General features: G+C 41.2%; 14 protein-coding genes. 9 read left to right on the top strand and 5 right to left on the bottom strand.

The features are described from left to right. Nucleotides 1-78: 78 nt before the first annotated feature. Nucleotides 79-1,614, bottom strand: coding sequence for an IS1182 family transposase (locus tag KYK27_RS17825; protein ID WP_199111673.1), 1,536 nt, complete (start codon nt 1,612-1,614; stop codon nt 79-81). 943 nt (nt 1,615-2,557) lie between these two features. Here KYK27_RS17825 and KYK27_RS17820 point away from each other — a divergent pair. The 3 genes from KYK27_RS17820 (at nt 2,558) to KYK27_RS17810 (ending at nt 4,342) form a co-directional block, all read left to right on the top strand. Continuing rightward, nucleotides 2,558-3,247: a recombinase family protein gene (locus KYK27_RS17820; RefSeq protein ID WP_317195958.1), complete on the top strand. Its 690-nt coding sequence runs from the start codon at nt 2,558-2,560 to the stop codon at nt 3,245-3,247. A 79-nt stretch (nt 3,248-3,326) separates the two neighbouring features. After that, entirely contained in the window at nt 3,327-3,443 is a 117-nt protein-coding gene (locus KYK27_RS18600; RefSeq protein ID WP_370583662.1) for a helix-turn-helix domain-containing protein, read from the top strand. A gap of 215 nt (nt 3,444-3,658) precedes the next feature. After that, a complete protein-coding gene (locus KYK27_RS17810; protein ID WP_199111670.1) occupies nt 3,659-4,342 on the top strand; it encodes a hypothetical protein in 684 nt (227 codons plus the stop codon). A gap of 293 nt (nt 4,343-4,635) precedes the next feature. Here KYK27_RS17810 and KYK27_RS17805 read toward each other — a convergent pair whose 3' ends face one another. After that, nucleotides 4,636-6,708 carry a hypothetical protein gene (locus tag KYK27_RS17805; protein WP_199111669.1) on the bottom strand — a complete coding sequence of 691 codons (2,073 nt, stop codon included), beginning with the start codon at nt 6,706-6,708 and terminating at the stop codon, nt 4,636-4,638. 310 nt (nt 6,709-7,018) lie between these two features. Here KYK27_RS17805 and KYK27_RS17800 point away from each other — a divergent pair, with 310 nt between their 5' ends. Then, nucleotides 7,019-7,249, top strand: coding sequence for a hypothetical protein (locus tag KYK27_RS17800; protein WP_199111668.1), 231 nt, complete (start codon nt 7,019-7,021; stop codon nt 7,247-7,249). Between the two features lie 187 nt (nt 7,250-7,436). On the opposite strand, the gene KYK27_RS17795 is transcribed toward KYK27_RS17800, so the two are convergent. After that, entirely contained in the window at nt 7,437-7,964 is a 528-nt protein-coding gene (locus tag KYK27_RS17795; protein ID WP_199111667.1) for a hypothetical protein, read from the bottom strand. A gap of 395 nt (nt 7,965-8,359) precedes the next feature. After that, nucleotides 8,360-8,701 carry a hypothetical protein gene (locus tag KYK27_RS17790; RefSeq protein ID WP_199111666.1) on the bottom strand — a complete coding sequence of 114 codons (342 nt, stop codon included), beginning with the start codon at nt 8,699-8,701 and terminating at the stop codon, nt 8,360-8,362. 3,056 nt (nt 8,702-11,757) lie between these two features. Here KYK27_RS17790 and KYK27_RS17785 point away from each other — a divergent pair. The 5 genes from KYK27_RS17785 to KYK27_RS17765 all read left to right on the top strand — a co-directional run bounded on the left by KYK27_RS17785 (nt 11,758) and on the right by KYK27_RS17765 (nt 19,283). Continuing rightward, nucleotides 11,758-12,078, top strand: coding sequence for a helix-turn-helix transcriptional regulator (locus KYK27_RS17785; protein WP_199111665.1), 321 nt, complete (start codon nt 11,758-11,760; stop codon nt 12,076-12,078). 183 nt (nt 12,079-12,261) lie between these two features. After that, nucleotides 12,262-13,362, top strand: a complete 1,101-nt coding sequence (locus tag KYK27_RS17780; RefSeq protein WP_233150514.1) for a type II toxin-antitoxin system HipA family toxin — start codon at nt 12,262-12,264, stop codon at nt 13,360-13,362. A gap of 478 nt (nt 13,363-13,840) precedes the next feature. After that, on the top strand, nt 13,841-15,721 hold the full coding sequence (locus KYK27_RS17775) for an ABC-three component system protein (protein ID WP_199111663.1): 1,881 nt from the start codon (nt 13,841-13,843) through the stop codon (nt 15,719-15,721). Further along, nucleotides 15,718-16,326 (top strand): ABC-three component system middle component 1, encoded by a 609-nt coding sequence (locus tag KYK27_RS17770; RefSeq protein WP_199111662.1) that lies wholly within the window; start codon nt 15,718-15,720, stop codon nt 16,324-16,326. The genes KYK27_RS17775 and KYK27_RS17770 overlap by 4 nt, the downstream gene beginning before the upstream one ends. A 2-nt stretch (nt 16,327-16,328) precedes the next feature. Next, nucleotides 16,329-19,283: an AAA family ATPase gene (locus KYK27_RS17765; protein ID WP_199111661.1), complete on the top strand. Its 2,955-nt coding sequence runs from the start codon at nt 16,329-16,331 to the stop codon at nt 19,281-19,283. A 254-nt stretch (nt 19,284-19,537) separates the two neighbouring features. On the opposite strand, the gene KYK27_RS17760 is transcribed toward KYK27_RS17765, so the two are convergent. Continuing rightward, the gene (locus tag KYK27_RS17760; protein ID WP_199111660.1) at nt 19,538-19,825 is read right to left on the bottom strand and encodes a helix-turn-helix domain-containing protein; all 288 of its coding nucleotides are present in this window, start codon (nt 19,823-19,825) and stop codon (nt 19,538-19,540) included. Nucleotides 19,826-19,901 lie beyond the last annotated feature (76 nt).

Below are 19,901 nucleotides of genomic sequence, written 5' to 3'. Positions count from 1 at the left end.
AAAATCGGTATCTCAAAAAGCGTCCGTGGCTGTTGCATAACTACTCTTCTTATCATACACTTTCAGCTTCTATACTTGTTAAATTAATAATTTCACACTGTTTTCGGCAGTTTGCGTTGCATAATGCTTTAAAAATGTAAAAGAGGCGATTAAAAGAGCTTCCTTTTCCAATACCTGCGCCATGCTTACAGCTCTAACTGGCTTGCACTTCATATACTTCTTCAGGTTAAAGGCAACGGCCGCTAGCAACATTACTTTGTGCGCTCCTGATTTACCCAATACATTGATCTTGCGCAAGCCATAATGCTGCACCAGGCTTCCAAACACTGGCTCTATGGTGCTCTGGCGGAGTTTCTTCATGCGATTGCCTTGCTTGCTGTGTTGCCTGGCGAAAGCGCGCTGGTAGTGCTCATCATACGCGGTGCGTGTAATTTTGCGGCACCGGGTCTTAGGCGCACAGGTAGGCTTGCTTGGACACTGCCTGCAATCACTGGGTGCTGCCCAGTAATGCTTCAGTAACCTGCCGTCCGGCGTATGATCAAAGCTTTTGAACTGGAGCGCTTTGCCCATCGGACAGGTATACTGATCTGTTTTCTTATCATAAGGAAATCCATTGATCTCAGGCTTGTACATTCCGAAAACCGGTATCCAGGCAGTAATCCCCCGTAGTTCCAGAAAGTAATAGTTCGACCCATTCGAATACCCGGCATCAGCTAGCAGATCTTGCATCAATAGCCCATGGGTTAGGAGTCGGCTTTGCACCTGCTCGGTCAGGTTTGGCAGATACTGGCTATCACGGCCATCAGCAAAATCGGCCTGAATATGCGAGATCACGCCCTGTGCTGTATCTACTGCCATGCTGCAGTGGTAATTGAGCTTTCTGGCCTTTCCCGGCTTAACAGAGATGCGGGCATCCGGATCATGCGGGGCATAATGCGTTTTGTTGCTAACCAGCTGCGCCTTCTCATGATTTGCCCCTAAAGCAGTAGGAGCCCTTTTGAGGTTTTGCTGATGCTTTTTCAGTTTCCTGAGCTGATGGGCGGGAGCGGTGATAAGTTGTGTCGGTTGGTTATTCTTAGGGTGTTGAACGTCATGTAGTGGAGCCGTCAGATACAATTGCCCAGTCTCCTGTGGCTGCTTTAACAGCGGGCTTTCCATGGAAGCGTTGGCCTTAATCGGGGCGGAATCAATTGCCTGCACACTACCCGACACCATACCCTGCTCTACGCACAGGCTGAAAACCTTATCGAACAGAGTTTCAAACAGGCGTTCAGGATATAGTTTGCGGGTGCGTGATACGGTGGAGTGCCAGGGTAGCGGTTCGTCGAGCTGGTAGTCCAGAAAGTATAACAGATCCAAACGAAGGCTACAATGCTCGATGAGCTTGCGGTCTGATACGATGTTCTCCAGATAACTTATCAGGCAGAGCTTGAAGAAGACGACCGGATCAATGCTTTGCTGGCCGCACTTACCGTAGTAGGGAGCCGTCAACTCGTAGAGAAATGTTAGGTCGAGCCTGGCTTTGAGGCGCCGGTAAAAGTTATGTTCCGGCACATGAGCCGAAAGCGAAAAGAGCAACTGTCGCTCATCTTTAAAATTCTTCCTTCCCTGCATAACACCATAGAATTAACCACTATTATTTAACGGCTATATCTAAGTTGGTTGTGCAACAGCCACGGACGTTTTAGCAGTACAAAAGTATATGTAGAGAGAGGATAGGCGAAGTTATGAAGCAACAAGGCTGTTGCTTCATTTTGCTTCTAGGTAAGATGATGCAATAGCACCTTTTAATCAAATCGAAATCCAACGCATCTTAATCTAAGATCACCGCATCTTTAATTTTCTGTACTCCGCTAGCAACTTGTGTCAGCTTTCTGTAGCCAAACCAGCAGCACTAAATAACTCTCAAACTTAATTCAAACATCAAGTAAAAAGTACTTTTAATCTGATGCACTGAAAATCTGTAAACAATCAATCTCACTAATTGATTGTTTACAGATTTTGGTAAATGAGACTTCTATAGTTTCGAGGTGTATTGCTTATTCCCCTTTCTTATGCTTATGTGGCTTTAGTGATGGTGTATTTTTAGGAGTTTCCTTATTATCTCGTTGACGCCTATCTGGTTTTCCCGTTGAATCAGCAATCCTTTTTGGTCCTGGTTTGATTCCCATAATATTCTTCTTCTTTAAGGTTAAAATTATACTACAACAATTTAAGAATCTTTTAAATAATCCACTAAAATGGTGTATAACTTTTTAATGTCTCGTAAAATGCTTGATTAAGTTGACAGGCGGCTCCCGTTTAAGAAGAGACGCCATTTGCCAGGCAATATCGCGAAATGCCATCTCACAAATCAAACCTGACTTTTGTTTTATGAGACGGGCTGGAGAGACGTGCCCGCTGGTGGCAGCTTAAGTTAACTCCACGCTGCAAATTCTTCCATCTTCCAAAAGCGCCGGTCTCACCGGAATCATGCTTTTGGGCTTCTTTACATTCCTTCTACGTTCGTTGAAGAAATGTAAAATTAAACTTACCTTCGCGTGGAACATCGAAAACAATGGTTATGTCAGCGCAAAAGTATGTCGTCTATTACCGCGTGTCGACCAAGAAGCAGGGCGAGTCCGGCCTGGGGCTGGAGGCGCAGCGCACCTACGTCGAGCACTTCTACTCCGATAAGAACATCATCCAGGAGTACACCGAGAAGGTAAGTGGCAAAGACGTAACTAACCGCCCTCAGCTGCTCGCGGCCCTGGACCTTTGCAAGCGTGAGCAGGCGACGCTGGTTGTGGCCAAGATCGACCGCCTGAGCCGGGACACCGAGCAGGCCCTGAGCATCTATCGGGAGCTGGACGGCAGACTTGAAAGCTGCGATGTACCCAATTTAGATAAATTCACGCTTACTTTGTTTATGGCCATCGCCGACCGCGAAAGGGAGCTGATCAGTATCCGCACCAAAGGGGCGCTGGTGGAGAAGCGAAAGCAGGTAGGAGAGTGGCGCAAAGCCTCGGAGGCCTTTCTGACCGGTACCGCCTCCGCTGAGGGGACCAAGGCACTGCAGGCCAAAGCCAGGACCAACGGCAACAACAGGCGTGCCGCTGCCATGATAGAGGTGTACCGTAGCAAGGGCATGATCTGGATGGAAATTGCCGATAAATTGAACGAGGCAGGTTTCCGGGCTAGCCGTGGCGGCAAGTTCCAGGCAACGCAGGTGCAGCGGCTATATGAGCGTGCAACAGCTAAGGCGTAATTATATCTTTGCATACGTCTGAGCATTTTCCCTTAATCCTTATTTAAGACAGTATTAGAAAAAGCCAAGTCAAGGGCGTATTCTGTTTAATTCTGGTGCAAAGATCATGGAAGAAATTGCTAAGATCCTGCACATCTCCAGGGCTACTTGTTACCGTTACCTTTCGCATACGTCTTTTGATGATAGTGACGCTTAATTTCTGTCTTTATTGTAGACACAGATGTATGGCAGCAATAAAAGGCACTTGTTTCAGAATACTAAACAGATATTTAAATTATTCTATAATACCACCTTATTAAGGTAAAAGTGGGAGGAATAATTCATGTCAATATATTTTAACATTATTTATAGATTAATAGTTGGCATATAATTATATCTTTATATCTTCCTATAACAAATACCGTTGAATACATGAGAAAAATTTCTATTAAAAACCTTGTTGAGTTTAGACAAAGATCAGAACGATCAAAGCTCACTTTCTTAAACAATATTAGAAAAGATAAAAAAGCCAATCCTGATGAAAGTGGAGGAGATTATTGGGTAAGTTGCTTAAGCGCGATAAGTAACGTTTTTGGCACTGAGGATACAAGCCTAATCAATCAAAAGATAGATGTTCTACGCAATAAAATAAAAGAAACTGAACATACTAATAATAAAAATAGATGGCAAAAGAACATTGATATACTTCAAAATTTTGAGGATTTTGATTTCAAAAGTATCAAGCCAGATAGCAATTTAATATTTCACAAGAAATCAGATTTAAATTCTATCATTAACTTGGATGGAATACCAATCGAATCAAAACCCCATCATGTCTTTTCTTACACCAACAAAGATCAAAAAGAGGTTGGAGCTGTTTGGTTTATAGCGAAGAAAAATGGTTATAAAAAAAACGAACTAGGTATGTTTTGCGACATAATGCATAGATCCTTAACCATGCACTATTCAGACAAATACAAAATCAATCCTGCTTATTGCATTGCAGTTGATGTTTTTAATTGTCAGGACGTTAATTTTTCTCAGCTGCTAAGTGGTGAAGTTTCTATTTTATTAGGTACAACAGTTGATGAAATAAAAAAGCTACTTACAAAGTAGTTTACAAATAACGGACTATTTTCGACTCACGATTATTAACGTTAAGTGACTGATTATAAGATTCAGATGTATTCAATCTTTAATGGCACTGCTTGGATTCTACTTGATAGTTAAGAAAATCGACTTTCAGTCACTTACTGCCAGCAATGATAAACTACTTTTTAATTGCTCGAAGGTGGAAGCTTCTAGTTAGGTTTCGATGAAAGATGATGCACTGGTTTATTCAATCATGTGCGGCCGAGCAGATGATGAGTAATCAAAGTAATGAGGATTAGGAGTGCCCAAACAGTTCCTTATTCATCATAAGCTTTTTCGAGCTCCTTGCGCTTGGTTTCCTTGCTGTCAATGTCCCAAAGCCTGGTATAGAACATATTCCCAGCTACTAGTACTAAGGCAAGAGGAGCATAAATCAAGGCCCTTAATGTATTTTGCTTTGTCTCACTTTCTAGCCCATCAATCCAGGTTACTAATTTTGCTGGTAAATTATATTCCCAGTCAGTAAGAGTAAACTGTAGCAAGGTGAATAACATAATGATTATGCCAAAAGCGAGGTACCAGTAGGCGGTAGATTGCCACCTATTAAACTGATCTTCTAATGTTTTACGTTTTAGCCGCTCCCTTAATTTTTGGTTCTCCTGTTCCTTCTCTCTGAGGCGTTTATCCTTAGAAGTTGCTTCTTTTGAAAGGTCTGAAATCCTACCATCTGCATCTTCTTTCTGTATAGCTATCTGGCCAAGGAGCTCTGCTTGTTTTACCGTAATATCCTCAAGTTCTTTTTCAAGTGCTGACTTTGCATAGGACTTTGTCCTCTCCAGGATTTCGTCGCTATCAGCCCCATTGTCTAGTATACCTTCAAACTTATTTTGAACAAGAGTATTGACGAGCAGCTTTTGCTGCATATAGTTGGATGTCATCTCACTTATGCCAGCTAGAACAATGTGCAGCTTTTCACTGTCGATCGTTCGCTCAGGGTTAGGAAGGTTTAGGAAACTGACAAAGCTTCGGAAGTCATCGTTGCTTCTTGCTACATAGCGTAGCACAATACTTAGCCACTGGCTAGGTAGCAGCACGATAGGGGTGACACTAGTCCGATAGTAATCCCACCTTCTAAGCATCTGGTCAGTGGAAATAAAGTAATATTTAGAATCAAATAAATTGATGTTATTACCATCCCTTCTCACGTTCACAAGATGCACGTTACAGGCATCGGTATAGCTGCTGTCATAGCCGTGGTTAACCCCTTCTGCGGTTTTGAAGCTGGATATATCATTGGCAATATCTGATATAGCCTTTGCTATCTTCTCGTCTGAAGGGTCAAATGGGATTTTGTAATCTACATCAATGGAGAATTCTCTCTTGAATGAGTCATAGTGGCTCAGTACATAGGCCTCGAACAAGTCGTGGCTGTCATTCACCTTACCAATCCGCCATTGATGATAATAATCGAAGAAACTGCGCAGGCTTCTGAAGTACTTTTCATTAAGAACATCCGGATTAAGATTCCGGACCGGGTACCTTCTCAGTTTGTTAACATAAAATTTTACACTATCCCTGAATTCTTGTTCCGTGAACTTCGAGATTACTAGCTTCTCGCCAGCATCTACAAACTTTCTGAGAAAGGTGCGAGTTCTCTTTTCTCTGTCCTGCCCGTTGATTCCAAGCGCTCTGAATACAACATTTGTGTCCAGGTAAAAAACCTTGTTTCTTAAAGAAGAAAGGTGTACTGCTGCACCATTACTGTTGTTAGTGAGCATGCAGTACTCCAACGCATAGCTGGCAATATCAAAAACTGCCTTGTTCTTATCATTGTTCTCCCAAGAGAGGAAGGCATTAATAACCGCCCTTTCAGTAGCAGTGTAAGTATTTGACTCCACATTAATAAGGTCATCTACCTCTTTGTCTCTATCCAGCAGCTTTCTAAAACTCGTAATGTTCGTGTTAAGCAATTCATACAGAAAACTGTACACTAACTCCTTAACGTTTGCGCCCGCTGATAGATCCTGATTCTCTTTTACAAACTGCTCAATGAAGAAATCAATGTTTCTCTCTGACAGCTTTGCCTGTAGAACGAGCTTTCTTTTTTCCGCCAGGCAAACGAATAGGTCGCCATTCCGTTGGTTTGTCAGAAATACGTCTTCTTTCTCACCCTTAACCACTGATGTAATTTCATCTTCATCGAAATCTATGCTATAGTTTTCTTGAATGTAATCGATGATGCCGTGCACACTCAATTCCTTCTTGCCTGAATTTAGCAATGCGGACTCAACAATCTTCTTATGGATGGTCTTAGGGGTAACCTCATAATTATTGTCAGCATAAAGTACTGCTGCTAACCTAAATGACTGCTTCTTAACTTCTGGGATCACGACTAAAGTTTATTTTCAATAATAAGATCTAACTACATCCTGTAATTAGCTGCTTAGAAATGATTACACCTAATAGAACTTAGGAGTAATTAAGCTTTGTAAGCTGCTAATATAAAGAATGAAAGTAAAATTTTAATAACTGTCATTTATGAAGCTTGACTGGCAATTAATAATTCAGACACTTACGCTGCACCGTCTTAGCTAGAAGGTTTAAATGGCGTAAAATCATTATTGTATTAGTATAGGAAAGTAATCGAAGTTTTTTGCGTAAGTCTCAGTGAGGAAGCAAAATGAAGATGATATTGCAATTATGACCTTAATAGACAATTATGGGGCACCTTTTAGCTATTTTATTGCCGTTCTTGTCCCTGATGCTCAACGAAAAGATTTTTTCAGGGATCATCTGCCTTATCCTACAATGCACCGTGCTTGGGTGGCTCTTAGCTGCGATCTGGCGGTACTCTCCCTGAATAACCAGCTGGCAGAGAAGCGTGCCAATAGAATTATCAAAGCCATTAAGAAAGGTCGGCAGATGGCCTAAAGGCTGCAGCGAAAGCTACAAAGCCTATGCGCAATGGGTGCAGACCACGACATAGGATCAAAGTATGTACATTTTCGCACTTTATAAATTTGCGGCACCCCCTGCACGTACGATGTTATGGAACTAACTATACTATGTTTGGAAAGCCCAGGCACGTAAACATGTTAAGACTACTGCTCTGAGTACCTTACTGGGCATCGGCCTGGAGTTTTTGGATGCGCCGGCGAAGGCCAACAATATTAATATCTGTGTTGGTTTGCTGTTCCTGCAGGAAGTACCGCTGCTGATCTGTAAGCTCAATCATTCCATTTTCTCTGTCTTGTTGCAGCAGTTTTTTGATGATGTAGTAATAATACTCGTACTCTTTAAATCGCAGGGTGTGGTAAGCTATCTCGTTTTCTGGTGTTTTACCCTCCCAGGCAAATGAGCGCGCTCCTTGGGCTTCCATTTCCATACGCTTCTGGCGGTAAGGATTATAATAGGCCAGGCGCATATTATTACCCTGCCCGATGACGGTAGGTTCCATGCCTTCAGGCTCTTCGGGTGTAGCGTGCTGCGGACCCTGCTGGCGAGCCTTGCTGGCATAGGTGCGGCACTTGCTCGAGCAATAAATAGCATGGGGTTTGTTGGCCCAGAAATGTTGGCCGCAATGGGGACAATCTCCCTCGTAGACGATTGAGTTGGCTGGGTATTCTTCTCTGCTGTACTTGGGCATGGGTGGTAGTGCTTTTAGGTAAATGGCGCTATAGTAGCGGAAAAATAACGCAGCGATTGCGCAATAGGCCTTTTAACTTTGCGAAGACCTCTGCTGCGTGTGGTCCACGCGAAACTGATATTACTATTCTACAAACTAATTCCCGGTTGTAAATGTATAACATAATTACTGTTATATACAACATGTTATATCATTTACTTAAAGCATAGGTTTAAGGAACAGCTGATAGTGCCATCTAGGGTTATGAGCAGGTATGCTGCTCGTGTAAAATCTTTAAAATAATGTAGCGCCTGCTGAGAAGCAGCATGTCTAATGCTTAATTCGATTTAAGCAGTCGTGGATGGTTAGCATCCATTAAGCAGAAACAAGGTTAGCTGCAATAGGGGAGATGACAACTACAACTTAGCGATCAAAATGTAGTGAATAGACATGCTACATTTCTGAGAGAGTACTTCTACTGCCGTCTTGATAGCCGCTAAGGCTGTGGCTTTGCCCTTGGGTCTGCTTTTGAGCGTGCCTTGGTGCTGGTAGGCCTGCCAGGGATAATGGTAGTCCATCCATCCGGAGCTTACATGGCAAGCCCAATGCTTGGCCTGAATTTCCTTTACAGCAGAAAAGTCGCCGGCGTAGGCGACCGGTTTCCACCTATCATGACACAACTGCTTGACGCGCTTCAACTCCCTATGATCAGCAAAGCCCATCAGGGCAAAACCAGTCTGCAGGTTAACATATTCCATAAGCGCAAAATTAATGCTTTATCTGGTGATCATGCGTGGTTTCGGGATAGACCTTAACAGACAATGAGCTTGCACGTAAAGCATCTGTAGGAAGCTCCTTAAGTGCTATGCTTAAGGGATGGATGAATGATTGTAACACGCAGCAGAATATCTACTTTTGCGGGCCAATTGAAATTGCGCAGCGGATAGCTAAAACGGACTTACTGAAGCTCAAAAAATAAGTCCTTTTTACGGGCGTATTTTACCGCAGAAACAGTACTGCTGTATAAGTGTGTTTTGTAGCAACTAAGCGCTTCCTGCCGCAAAACAGGCCTACTCCGATCAATGGACATTACCTATCCCAATTACCATAAATTAATGATGCTTTGGTAAATTAACTTCTGCCGTAATATGACTGTTTTTTACAACCTGAAAAACGGCACCTACGGCTGCTCTCGGTAGCAAAGTAATCTCTGAAGAAAATGCCCTTTAAAATAGCAGGAAACACTCCGTAAAAAGATCTACTTTTTTAACTCCTAGTTAAGTAATATTCAGCTGGAGAATTTGCCGTTCTAAAACGCCACTTTCTGCGGCCACAAATAAGTGTTTTTTAGATACACAAACAGGTGCTGCATGTCAGTCAAAAACAAGCCATATTTCCTATTGTTTGAGCCCCGCATTATACATACCTGCTATAAAATCAATTTTGTACGAATGCAGCCAATGGAGCCGTAAAACAGATGTTCCAAATGCTTTAAAATGTATACCTAAAACATCCGTGTTTTTATGCCGCAAAGTGGCCTTAAACCTGCGCAGTTTTAGGTGGTATTTTTCATACCTTTTTCCGCTCATCTTAATAGCACGAAAATAGGCTGCTAAAATGACCACTTTTTGCATACTAACTAGCCGTACCGGAAGTAGTCTAAAACAAGAGTTAGTGCATACCCTTTTTTGCGGTCGTATGGAGTGCACGTTTCTGCGCTATAAGGGTACGTCTGCGCAGGGATTTTTTGCCCTATAAATGTACTGGCCGATGAAGCGATAAATCATGCGCTTAGGAAACTTGTTGTAATATGTTCAGAAACACCCGTTTTACGGGAAGTTCGAACAAGGGCTATTATAGGTAAACATTGTTAATAAAAATCTAAAATGGAATGCTAGTTTCTGCGCAAGAAACGCTGTTTTTGCGATAAAAGCTGCTGATTCTATCACGACAGTTCTACTCTATTTTATGGCAAGCTGTGCGGCCTAAAAAGGCACCTACTTCTTTGCTTTAAGACTTGAATAGAAACTAGAATAATAAGCGGTAGTTAATGCGGCATAAAATACCACAATATATAGTTGCCTGCAGTGGGCCATTTATCGTGTTACAATGCTTTGAGCCGTAAAATGTCCTGCTCTTGTTTTTTATTAATAGCCAGTTAAAGTTCATATCAAAATGCAGTATAGCAATTAACGATTTATGCGGTTCAAAGGTCTCTAAAACAGCATCACACTAGCAGCCTGATCTAGATCAGTAGAACGTGTACAAAATGACTCCCTGGAGTAATCCATATTTATGGCAGGATCGCCTGCTATGCGCATCTTTGTATTTGCGAAAGTAGCCGTTATAAGGCCATAAAATACAGTGCATTTTTAAAGCGGAATTTTGCCTAGCTCTTGTGCCAGTTGCTGTATATTGGGGCACTTAATATGAGTCAGTTGGATAGCCACCTTCTGTACACTTGACACAGATGTAGATAAACGGTGTGCAGAAGTGGGGTTGTGGTGGCCGTAAAATTGCAAAGTTAACGTTAATGCAGGTACTGTAAAGCATCTATACCTGGTCATATTTTCCTTAAAGATTAGGACCGTAATTTTCATAGCCTAAATCAAGCGATTTTGTGCAAATTCAGCGAATCAAACGATAAAACAAGCACTCTAGGAAATTAGTAAAAAGGGGTATGCTAGCTTGCTATTTTTAGTACTGAATGATAGCTATAAAACTGTGCGATTTAGAGAGCAGTTTTTCAACGCATGCTCACTTACCGCAAACAGCAGAGACGCAGACCCAATTATGGATGTTTTAATTGAATAATGAAGATTCAGAAAGCAGTCTTAAACAAGAAATGCTAACTGCGGGTATTAGCTTTATGCGGGTTGTGTACTATTCAGTTCTGCGCAAAAAAAGGCAAACTTGTGCTCCACTTTGCAGCCGTAGATATAATACCCGTTTTAGGTATAATTCCTTTTCTATGATAACTTATTGTAACCGGTGCAAATTACCAATGTTGAAGCAGTGTATCAAGATGATCATCTATAGCAATACGCTTTAGCAGCAAGTATACTTGTTTTTACGCAGGAGAGCTTTTTTAGCGGCAAAAGCCACTAAAGTGAATGCGATAATCAGGCTTTTTATTTTACGGGAGATGGTGCCACTCAAAATGTGTGTTTAGCTCCATCGAAACAGTAGGCATGTTACAATTCTATTGGCCTCACATAAAGCTGCGCAGCGTTCCCGTAAAACGCTGCTTTCTGTAGGTATTGATTTGCTGCATTTCTGCGCTCTGTGCCGCATATATGGCCTGAGCTATTCTGCTACCCCGAGCACGCTGAGATTGCCTTGCTGTTAGCCTTGGTAACTACCAATTTAGGGCTCAGAAGAGATCGTAAATGCGCTACGCTGTCAGTTTACTTATAACACTTCTTGCCATACACAAATAGCCACCCCAGATCCTGCTCGCTTTTACGATAGGATGGTATACTGTCCGCATTATCTTACTTCTTGAAATAACCGCACAGTAAGGTGCATGTAGTTAATGTTATTTGCTTTCCGGTAAGCTGCTCGTTTATAGTCTTGAGGTCATAAAAGCTGAGGGGGCGTATTACAGCTTTCATTGCATAATAAAGAACGGTCGTAAGTAGCAGTTCTTTCTGCATCTGTAACCATAGCACAAGCAATAAGATGTATCCTATGTCGGATAACCTGCCCTTATGACGTTGGGGGTAGGGGCATCTGCAAAATGTTGCTTATTTTGCAAGATAATGCAAACTACGCTTTACAAAAACGTGTATATTTGTCAACTACAGTTTACATTATGACTAGATCAAGACGTTTATATCCTACCTGGCAACGGCTATTGGCTGAACTGGGAGAAAATATTAAGCTTGCCCGGCTGCGACGCAAACTCAGCACCGAGCAAGTAGCCGAACGGGCGGCCATCTCGCGGCCTACGCTAAGTCAGATTGAGAAAGGAGAACCCACAGTGGCTATGGGGAATTATTTTAAAGTGCTGGCTGTGCTGGGCCTGGAGAAAGATCTGGCGCAAGTGGGGCGGGACGACAAGCTCGGGCGCAAATTGCAGGATGCCGAATTGCCAGTGCGCGAAAGGGCTCCGAAGCATTCAAGTGATACCTAAACGAAGATGGCAAAGCAGAAGCTAACCAAAGCGATATATGTGTACGCCGACTGGGCAGAACTAGGAGAACCCCAGTGGATGGGCACGCTGCACGCGAGCTCCGTGCGGGGTAAAGAAGTGTTTTCCTTTGAATATGAGAAAGTCTGGCTAAGCAGCCCGTATGCGCAAGTGCTGGATCCTGACTTGCAGCTGTACACAGGACCGCAGTACCTGGCAGGAGAAGAGAAAAATAACTTTGGTGTATTTCTGGATTCATCTCCGGACCGGTGGGGTAGGGTGCTGATGCGCAGGCGTGAGGCGGCCATGGCGCGCAAGGAAGGCCGGCCGGAGCAACGCCTTCAGGAAAGTGACTACCTGCTGGGGGTATATGACGGCCACCGCATGGGAGCCCTGCGATTTAAACAGGCGCCCGACGGGCCTTTCCTGAACGACAACCGCGAAATGGCCACACCGCCTTGGACAGCTTTGCGAGAACTTGCTTTTGCCAGCCAAAAGCTCGAAGAAGATGACATCAGCCAAGACGAGGAGTATCTTAAATGGCTCAGCTTGCTGGTGGCGCCTGGATCTTCGTTAGGGGGCGCTAGACCGAAAGCAGGCGTAACGGACGAGAAAGGAGGCCTGTGGATAGCCAAGTTTCCAAGCCGTACCGACAACCGGGACGTAGGGGCCTGGGAGATGGTAGTCCAAGAGTTGGCCCTGGCGGCCGGCATCACTATGGCGGAAGCAAGGGTAGAGCGTTACGCCTCCAAGCAGCATACTTTCCTAACCAAGCGCTTTGACCGCACGGAAACTGGGGAGCGCATCCACTTTGCGTCTGCCATGACGCTGCTGGGCTACCACGATGGCATTGACTATCAGGATGGAGTAAGCTACCTGGAGCTAGCGGAGTTTATTACCACGCAGGGTGCTGCGCCGGAAAAGGATTTGGAGGAGCTTTGGCGGCGGATCTTATTTAACATCTACGTGAGCAATACTGATGACCACCTGCGCAACCATGGCTTCATCCTTACCCCGCTGGGCTGGCGGTTATCACCCGCTTATGATCTGAATCCGGTAGAGACCGGCACTGGACTTAAGCTCAACATCACCGAGGAAGACAATGGACTGGATCCGGAACTGGCACTTGCTACGGCAGACTACTACCGCCTTTCTCCAAAGCAGGCCGCAGCAATACATCAACAAGTAAGAGAAGCTGTGAGCAACTGGCGAAGTGTGGCTAGCAAGTACGGTATCTCAAAGGCGGACCAGGATTTAATGGCACCTGCTTTCCGACAAATGCTGTAAGATAGGTGCGTGTAGCATTTGAGATATATGTTTTACAGGGGTGCTTAATCTATCACGATTAAGCTATGCAATCAGTATTGAAAGAGAGTAACATTACCCAGACTAAAGATCCATCTTACCTTTTTCAGTTTGCTAGAGGAAAAAGGTGCTCAGGAAACATCCCATATAGTAAACAGTTCATAAACGACCCCACAGCTGCTACTCCAACAATAAATATTGTAACATAGTATATACTAAATTTAAAATTATAGTATTTTGCTCTCCCGATCCCAAACTAAGCTGTGAGCGCAAATGAGATATATTCCTGACTACGACAAGGCCTTGGCAGGCTACTTCAAAGGCTGCCTTTATATCTCCAAGATCAGCGTGCGTTTCTGCCGGCTTACTCTTATATGCTTTCTTCCAATTTGTTGAACTAGCCTTTCTAAAATATCTAATCGATATACTGATAGGTTTGTAAATGAATATATAAAAATTTATGTTAAAGAAATTAAGGCTAGATCAGACAAAGAAATATGAGCAATCGATAGCTGTTTATGAAATAGCAAAAATGCTAATAGCCTTTGTTAGAGGGCGCACCCACTATATATCTATCGGTGCCGAGCAAGGTGATATTCAAAAATGGGATGACTTAATTATTCAGGATGCTGAAAATTCACTGATACACATACAAGTAAAGAGACAAACAACAGACTTCTGTAGATCGAATGATAAGTGTACAAGAGATCCTTATACTCAAGGGGAAAGAAAAGGAACCTTAAGAGACTTGTCGCCTTTCGATGAATCAATAAAGAGCTTAGCACATTGGGTTAAAAAGTTTGAATCTGTCTCTGATACAATTAAAAGGGAGTTTTGGATTGAATTGCCAGAGAACAGTACTAAAATCAAAGAGGGGCTAGAAGTAAGGCACCTGAGATATTTGTGTAATCAAGTTAAGGATGTCACCACAGCAAAGGGTCTTAATCAACTGGCTAGCCAAGAACCATCAGTCAGGGATTGCTATGAATGGCTAAGATCATGGTGTGACTTTAAAGATTGGGATCAGGTTTTAAAGGCCCTAAGAATTCTTACAATTAAATCATCTGGGCTAGAAGGGGACATAGAAGCAAGAACCGAAGAGCTTTTGAGAGACATCTTCACAAATGACAAAGTAAAAGATGTTCGGTTACAGATAATCTCTTATGTTGATGAAAACACTACATACACCGGTGCCATTAAACCCCGAAGTCTGCTGTTCAATTTAATCAGTTTCTTATTACCGACAGTTGCGAGATGGACCCAGTTTCGGAGGTTAGATTCTACTTGGCAAATTTCTGGCACACATGACTTAGAAAGCCATGACCAAATTGAGCGAGCTTCTATCATTGTTCCTTTGCTGTGGAGTAATGACAATGTAAAAAATCTTAAGATTACAGCCCAAGTAAACGAAAATTGCAAATTATCTGATAGTCTAATACAATTAGCATTGCACCAATATGGTCAAGTTAATACACACTGTACAGATGCCGCAGCTTGGAAGAATCTTATTAAATTAAAGATTGGCAATACTTTAGGTGTCAGTAAGGCTGATTTAGAAGCCTTGAATATCATAGAAGACACTGAGGCATTCTCTACTTCAGACTTTCGGCCAGTTGATTCACGGCAGGACCATGAATTTGTTGCTGCAGAACTGAAAGATGAGATGACAGCCAAAACCTGGAAACTAGTTGTAGACAATGTCGAAAGAGGACTAGATGAAATGGGTTCCACTGAAATACGCAACGCCGTCGAACTGCAGTGGCATTTATGGAAGACTAAACTTGATAATTCACGAATAGAACAATTTAATTTATTCAAAAAGATTCTACATCCATATGCAGAGGGTGAGGATATTTCTGGAGAGTTAAGAATAGGGGCAAAAACTGCGAATTTGATTGCAGATGGCTTGTTTCTACTGCTAATAGTTTCAGTCTGCCTTGGAAATGAAAAAAGCTGTTGGCAAAAAATACAAGATAATTTATCCGTCAATACAATTGGGTTGAGTTGTTGGAGCGGACCTTCAGGAAAAAAGAGAAAAGTACGTCCCATGCACGATGAATGCATATTAGACTTAATAGGAAAAGAGTCTTCTGATGTCCTTATTCTTTCTAAAATAGAGTCCTCTCCTAATGATATTTATGAAGAAGACTTGATGAGTAGCAATGTGCAAACTAAGACTTTAGCGAGCCCTAGTCTTCCCAAGTTGCTTGTAACCAATAATATGAAATTAAAAATGCTTATAAAAAGGGGAGAGCTACAACCATTACGAAGTTATTTGAATTCATTTTTAGAACAGAGTGATAACTCAGTAGAAGAGGCAATCAATAAAGTGGTAATATGAAAGTAGAGGAAGTCAAAAATGCAATACTTGAAGTAGTTAAAGATCACTATATAGTTGAGGACCCATCACTAATCTCTTGTGATCTACAAAATATTTTAAGTGAAGATGCTATTAAAAGAGCTGTTATAAGGATCCAGAGACGTATAAATTCGGCAGTCCCAATGTTAAACACCTGGAAAACTCTGCTAATAGTAGAGTTGAAGACAAGCTCTGATCTGAAGCTAGCACTTAAATGGACGTCTGTGGTTCAAGATTCTCTACTGGATCCTGAAACTTCAGATTTGTACTTATTCATAGCTTTTACTGAACCTACTGCATTAGAAAGCTGCTTAAGGGTTGAATCTACTGAACAGTTTTGTAGAAAGTATGTACTAAGACCAAATGAATCCCCTCAAGAGTTGTTGGATCGATCCTTCTTATGTAGACTAGAAAGTACTTCTCAAGAGTTAATTGGATTAGACCCCTTGTATAATGCACTACTTGACACTAGTTCTGACCATATTTGGTTTGATGCAAAAGAACAGAACCGATGGAAAGTAGCTTTTTTGTCCAATCTGACTGGCGGAGAATTGGTTGATGAGTTGTTTACAAGTAACGGCAATTAGATATGCGGCATCTACAGAAAATATCAATTAGTAATGCAAGGAGGTTCGGGAAGGACATCGAGATTGATTTTGGACATGGCGCCACAATCTTGTTGGCCCCCAATGGAACAGGAAAAACTACCGTTTTTGAAGCAATTGAACTTGCTTTAACAGGATCTACTCAACGCCTAGGAAATCCTCCAAGTGCTTTAATTCGAGAGAAACAACCAGGTTTAGATGTTCGATTGGACTTTGAAGATGGTAAGTTTTGCGAGGTAGAGTATCGTAAAGGGAATATTCCCATATTGAAGGGTGACCATAACGAACTATTTAGAAATCATGGCTTAGAATCTATACCTTTTCTACTCAGACTAACTCATTTGCTGGAACAAAGAGGTAAAAACTGGATCATAGGGGCAGGTACAGAGGAAGCAGGAAGTATGTTAGACAGAATTTCTATTGGCAGGGAATTGAATCAAGTATCTGGCAAAAGAATAAGTGTGCTTAAAGCCGCTCGTAAAGAAGAGGAAATCAGAAAGCTTCATTTAGAACAGTCGAAACAAAATCTTATTGAATTTCAGGATCTCTTAAACAAAAGAAATAAACTCGCTGTAGATACTAAGCTTATTCCATTTAAAGACATTGTCTCTCAAATTCAACACTACTTTACCTTAGTTCTCAATGAAGAAGTGCACATCGTCATTGAGAACGCTTCTTCAGGAGGTGCTTCATTAAGCCACATACAATCTATTATTGATCAGAAAATCAAGGAATTAGATAGAAAGATTGAACAATACACTGAATTAGAAAATCTAATTCCCTTATATGATTCAAATTCAATAAATATAAGTAGTAAGCAGGAAAAAATCCTTAATCTGGATAAGGAGGAAAAGTTCCTTGAAAAGGAGAAACATAAAGTTGCAAATGAAAATGAAACTAATAAACAAAATCTATCATTTGCTCAAACTGCGCTTACTGCTTTATGTGAAATAATAGACTTATTTGTACAGCAAGAAGTCAGTCAGTTAGAAAGAGATCAGTTTAAAACAGAAATAGAATCACTAAACATTAAGTTGCTTTCAGATAAAGACAACTTGAAATCACTGAATGATAAAATAGAAGAAGCTAAGGCTCATTCGGACAGACGAAGGCTTTTAGATGAAGGAATTGAAAAGGCTTTAAATGAAAGAGGAGAACTAACTAATCTTGAAGAGCTTCATAAAGAATGGCAGAAACTTCATGAATCTATTGAAGAACTTAACAAGTCAACCATTCCAGAACTTAATATTCAAAAGTCTCTTAGCAATGAGAGGCTTAGTGAAGTTCGAACACTGTTAATAAACGCACAAAATAGGTTTCAAGCTAGTGAAAAGTCTCTAAAACAACTAAAGGATGTTTCTGATACTATACAAGGTGCCGTAAGTGTTATTGCTGCAAATATTCCTGAAAATAGACAAGATTGCCCTGTTTGTGCTGCAGAGTATTCTCCCAAAGAACTTCAAACACGCATTTCAAATGCTCTTACATCAATAAACCCTTTAGTAGCAGATGCAGTTATAGTGGCTAAAGAAGCTTCTAAGCATCTTGAGGACACACAGAGCAAATACAATGAAGAAATGCTTCTTCTTAATAAGACTTTAAATGAACTTAATCGTTTCGAAGAACAGATAAAAAGTATTAATTCATTGATAAATGAAAAAATCTTACCGCGGTTTCCTAGCTGCAAAACACCTAATGATGCCCTTGCCCAAAACAAAGTTATAAGTGATAATATCAGAGGCACCTTGTTAAAACTCAATAGGGAGAGAGATTTATTAGGTGAAGTATTACCCTCAGAAAAATTGAAAGATTTAGTATTATTGAAGGGAGAATATGAGCGCCGGATTGATACAATGCAAATTAGTATCAATAACTTCAGTCTTAAGTTATCGAATGTAATAGAAAAGATTGAGAATATACAGATTAGAATTTCCGATAAGAATAAAGAGAAAGTTCTAATTGATATAGATAGTAAGGAGTCAGAAATAAATGAGCTTAAAACATTAAATGTAAGAATCAAATCAAAACAGACTGAACTACAAGAAAATATAGATAAAATAAAGCAGCAGATAATTTCTGAGAATAATTTTATATCTCATATTGTCAGTCAACAGAACGTAATAAGTGAGAAATGGCTAGCCATGGAATTGCTTGGCGAACCTTCAAAAAAGAGCTTAATTGAGAGTAAAAATTCAATGCTTCGAAGACAAAATGAACTAATTGAAGCGAGAAAGTCTGCAAATACTCTAGAAATAGAACTCTCACGTTGGAAAGCAGCTGAGGCTTTTGAAATTTTAGATAAGGAAATTAAAGAAAAGGCACATCCAGACAATGAAGATGAATATCTGATCAAACTCAAAGAGCTATTAAAAAATAGTGAGAGTAAGAATCACTTTTTAAGTCAAAGGATTGGAACGCTGAACAGTCTCTTCGAAAATGTAAAAATACAACAGGATACAGTTCACAAATATGTCGAGTCAGTTAATCCGCTGTGGCGTTCGCTACTGAAGCGTGTCGTTGTTAACCCTCGATTTGCTGAAACATCGCTAAACAGCTACAGCAAGAGAAACAAAACCTTAGCAGAAGCCAGCACTAAGTTTGATGGGAGTTTTATAGATGTTGCTGATGTTGCAAGTGAAGCTCAACTAACAGACTTGCAATTAACTTTTATGTTGGCAATGGCTAAGAAATACGAATGGACTTCATGGAAAGCCCTTTTACTTGATGATCCAACCCAACACCATGATTTAGTTCATTCTGCTGCTGTTTTTGACCTTCTTCGAGACTACATCATAAATCTAGATTTTCAGGTACTATTGGGTACACATGATGCAGTACAAGCTAATTTCTTTAGAAGAAAGCTAGTCAATGATGGTATAGATGCAAAGATATGGACTTTAAAAGCTGATGAAAATGGTGTAAGAGCGGAATGCATATAACCATACCCTTACAATAAGAGATTTGTTAAAAGATATATACAATTCTTCCAATCGATCTTTAACACAATCAATTTAACATAAGAATAATTATAAGACTTCTTATTATACTTTAATTGAGCGCCTTTTTATCTATTAAGATTTAAGAAGGTCAAAATCATGTCAACAAAGTATATATGCCTGTTATTGGTATTTGTGCAAGCACCACTTGCATTAAAAGCTATGGGCAATCGTTCAAGGTAAGCTTTGATGATCAGTTAGAGCATCGATGCATCACCTGCAGGTGCTACATCTTCAAACCCTTCGGAAAAGAACTCAGCTAGCGAGATTCCAAAGTAGCGACAAACAGCTTCTAAGGTAGAAAGTGTGATGTTGGCCCGTCCTGACTCGAGCCGTGCCAGGTGGATACCCGTATCATGAAAGAAGGCTTCAAGCGTCACCCCTTTATGCTCTCTGAGTCGCTTAAGGCGTACAGCCGTGGCCTTGATGAGCTGTTCGTTTCTAAGTCTTGCCATCCTGGGATGCAAGCTGTAAAAACGTGGCATTCTTTATAATGACATATATGTCATTATAAAGAAGTTGTGCTTATCTTTACAACATGATGCACCCTTAACAGCAAGG

Source organism: Pontibacter populi, assembly GCF_019336435.1.
GTDB classification, from domain to species: Bacteria; Bacteroidota; Bacteroidia; order Cytophagales; family Hymenobacteraceae; genus Pontibacter; species Pontibacter humidus.
Note: the sequence above shows the minus strand (reverse complement) of the source record. Positions and strands in the feature narration are given on the sequence as shown.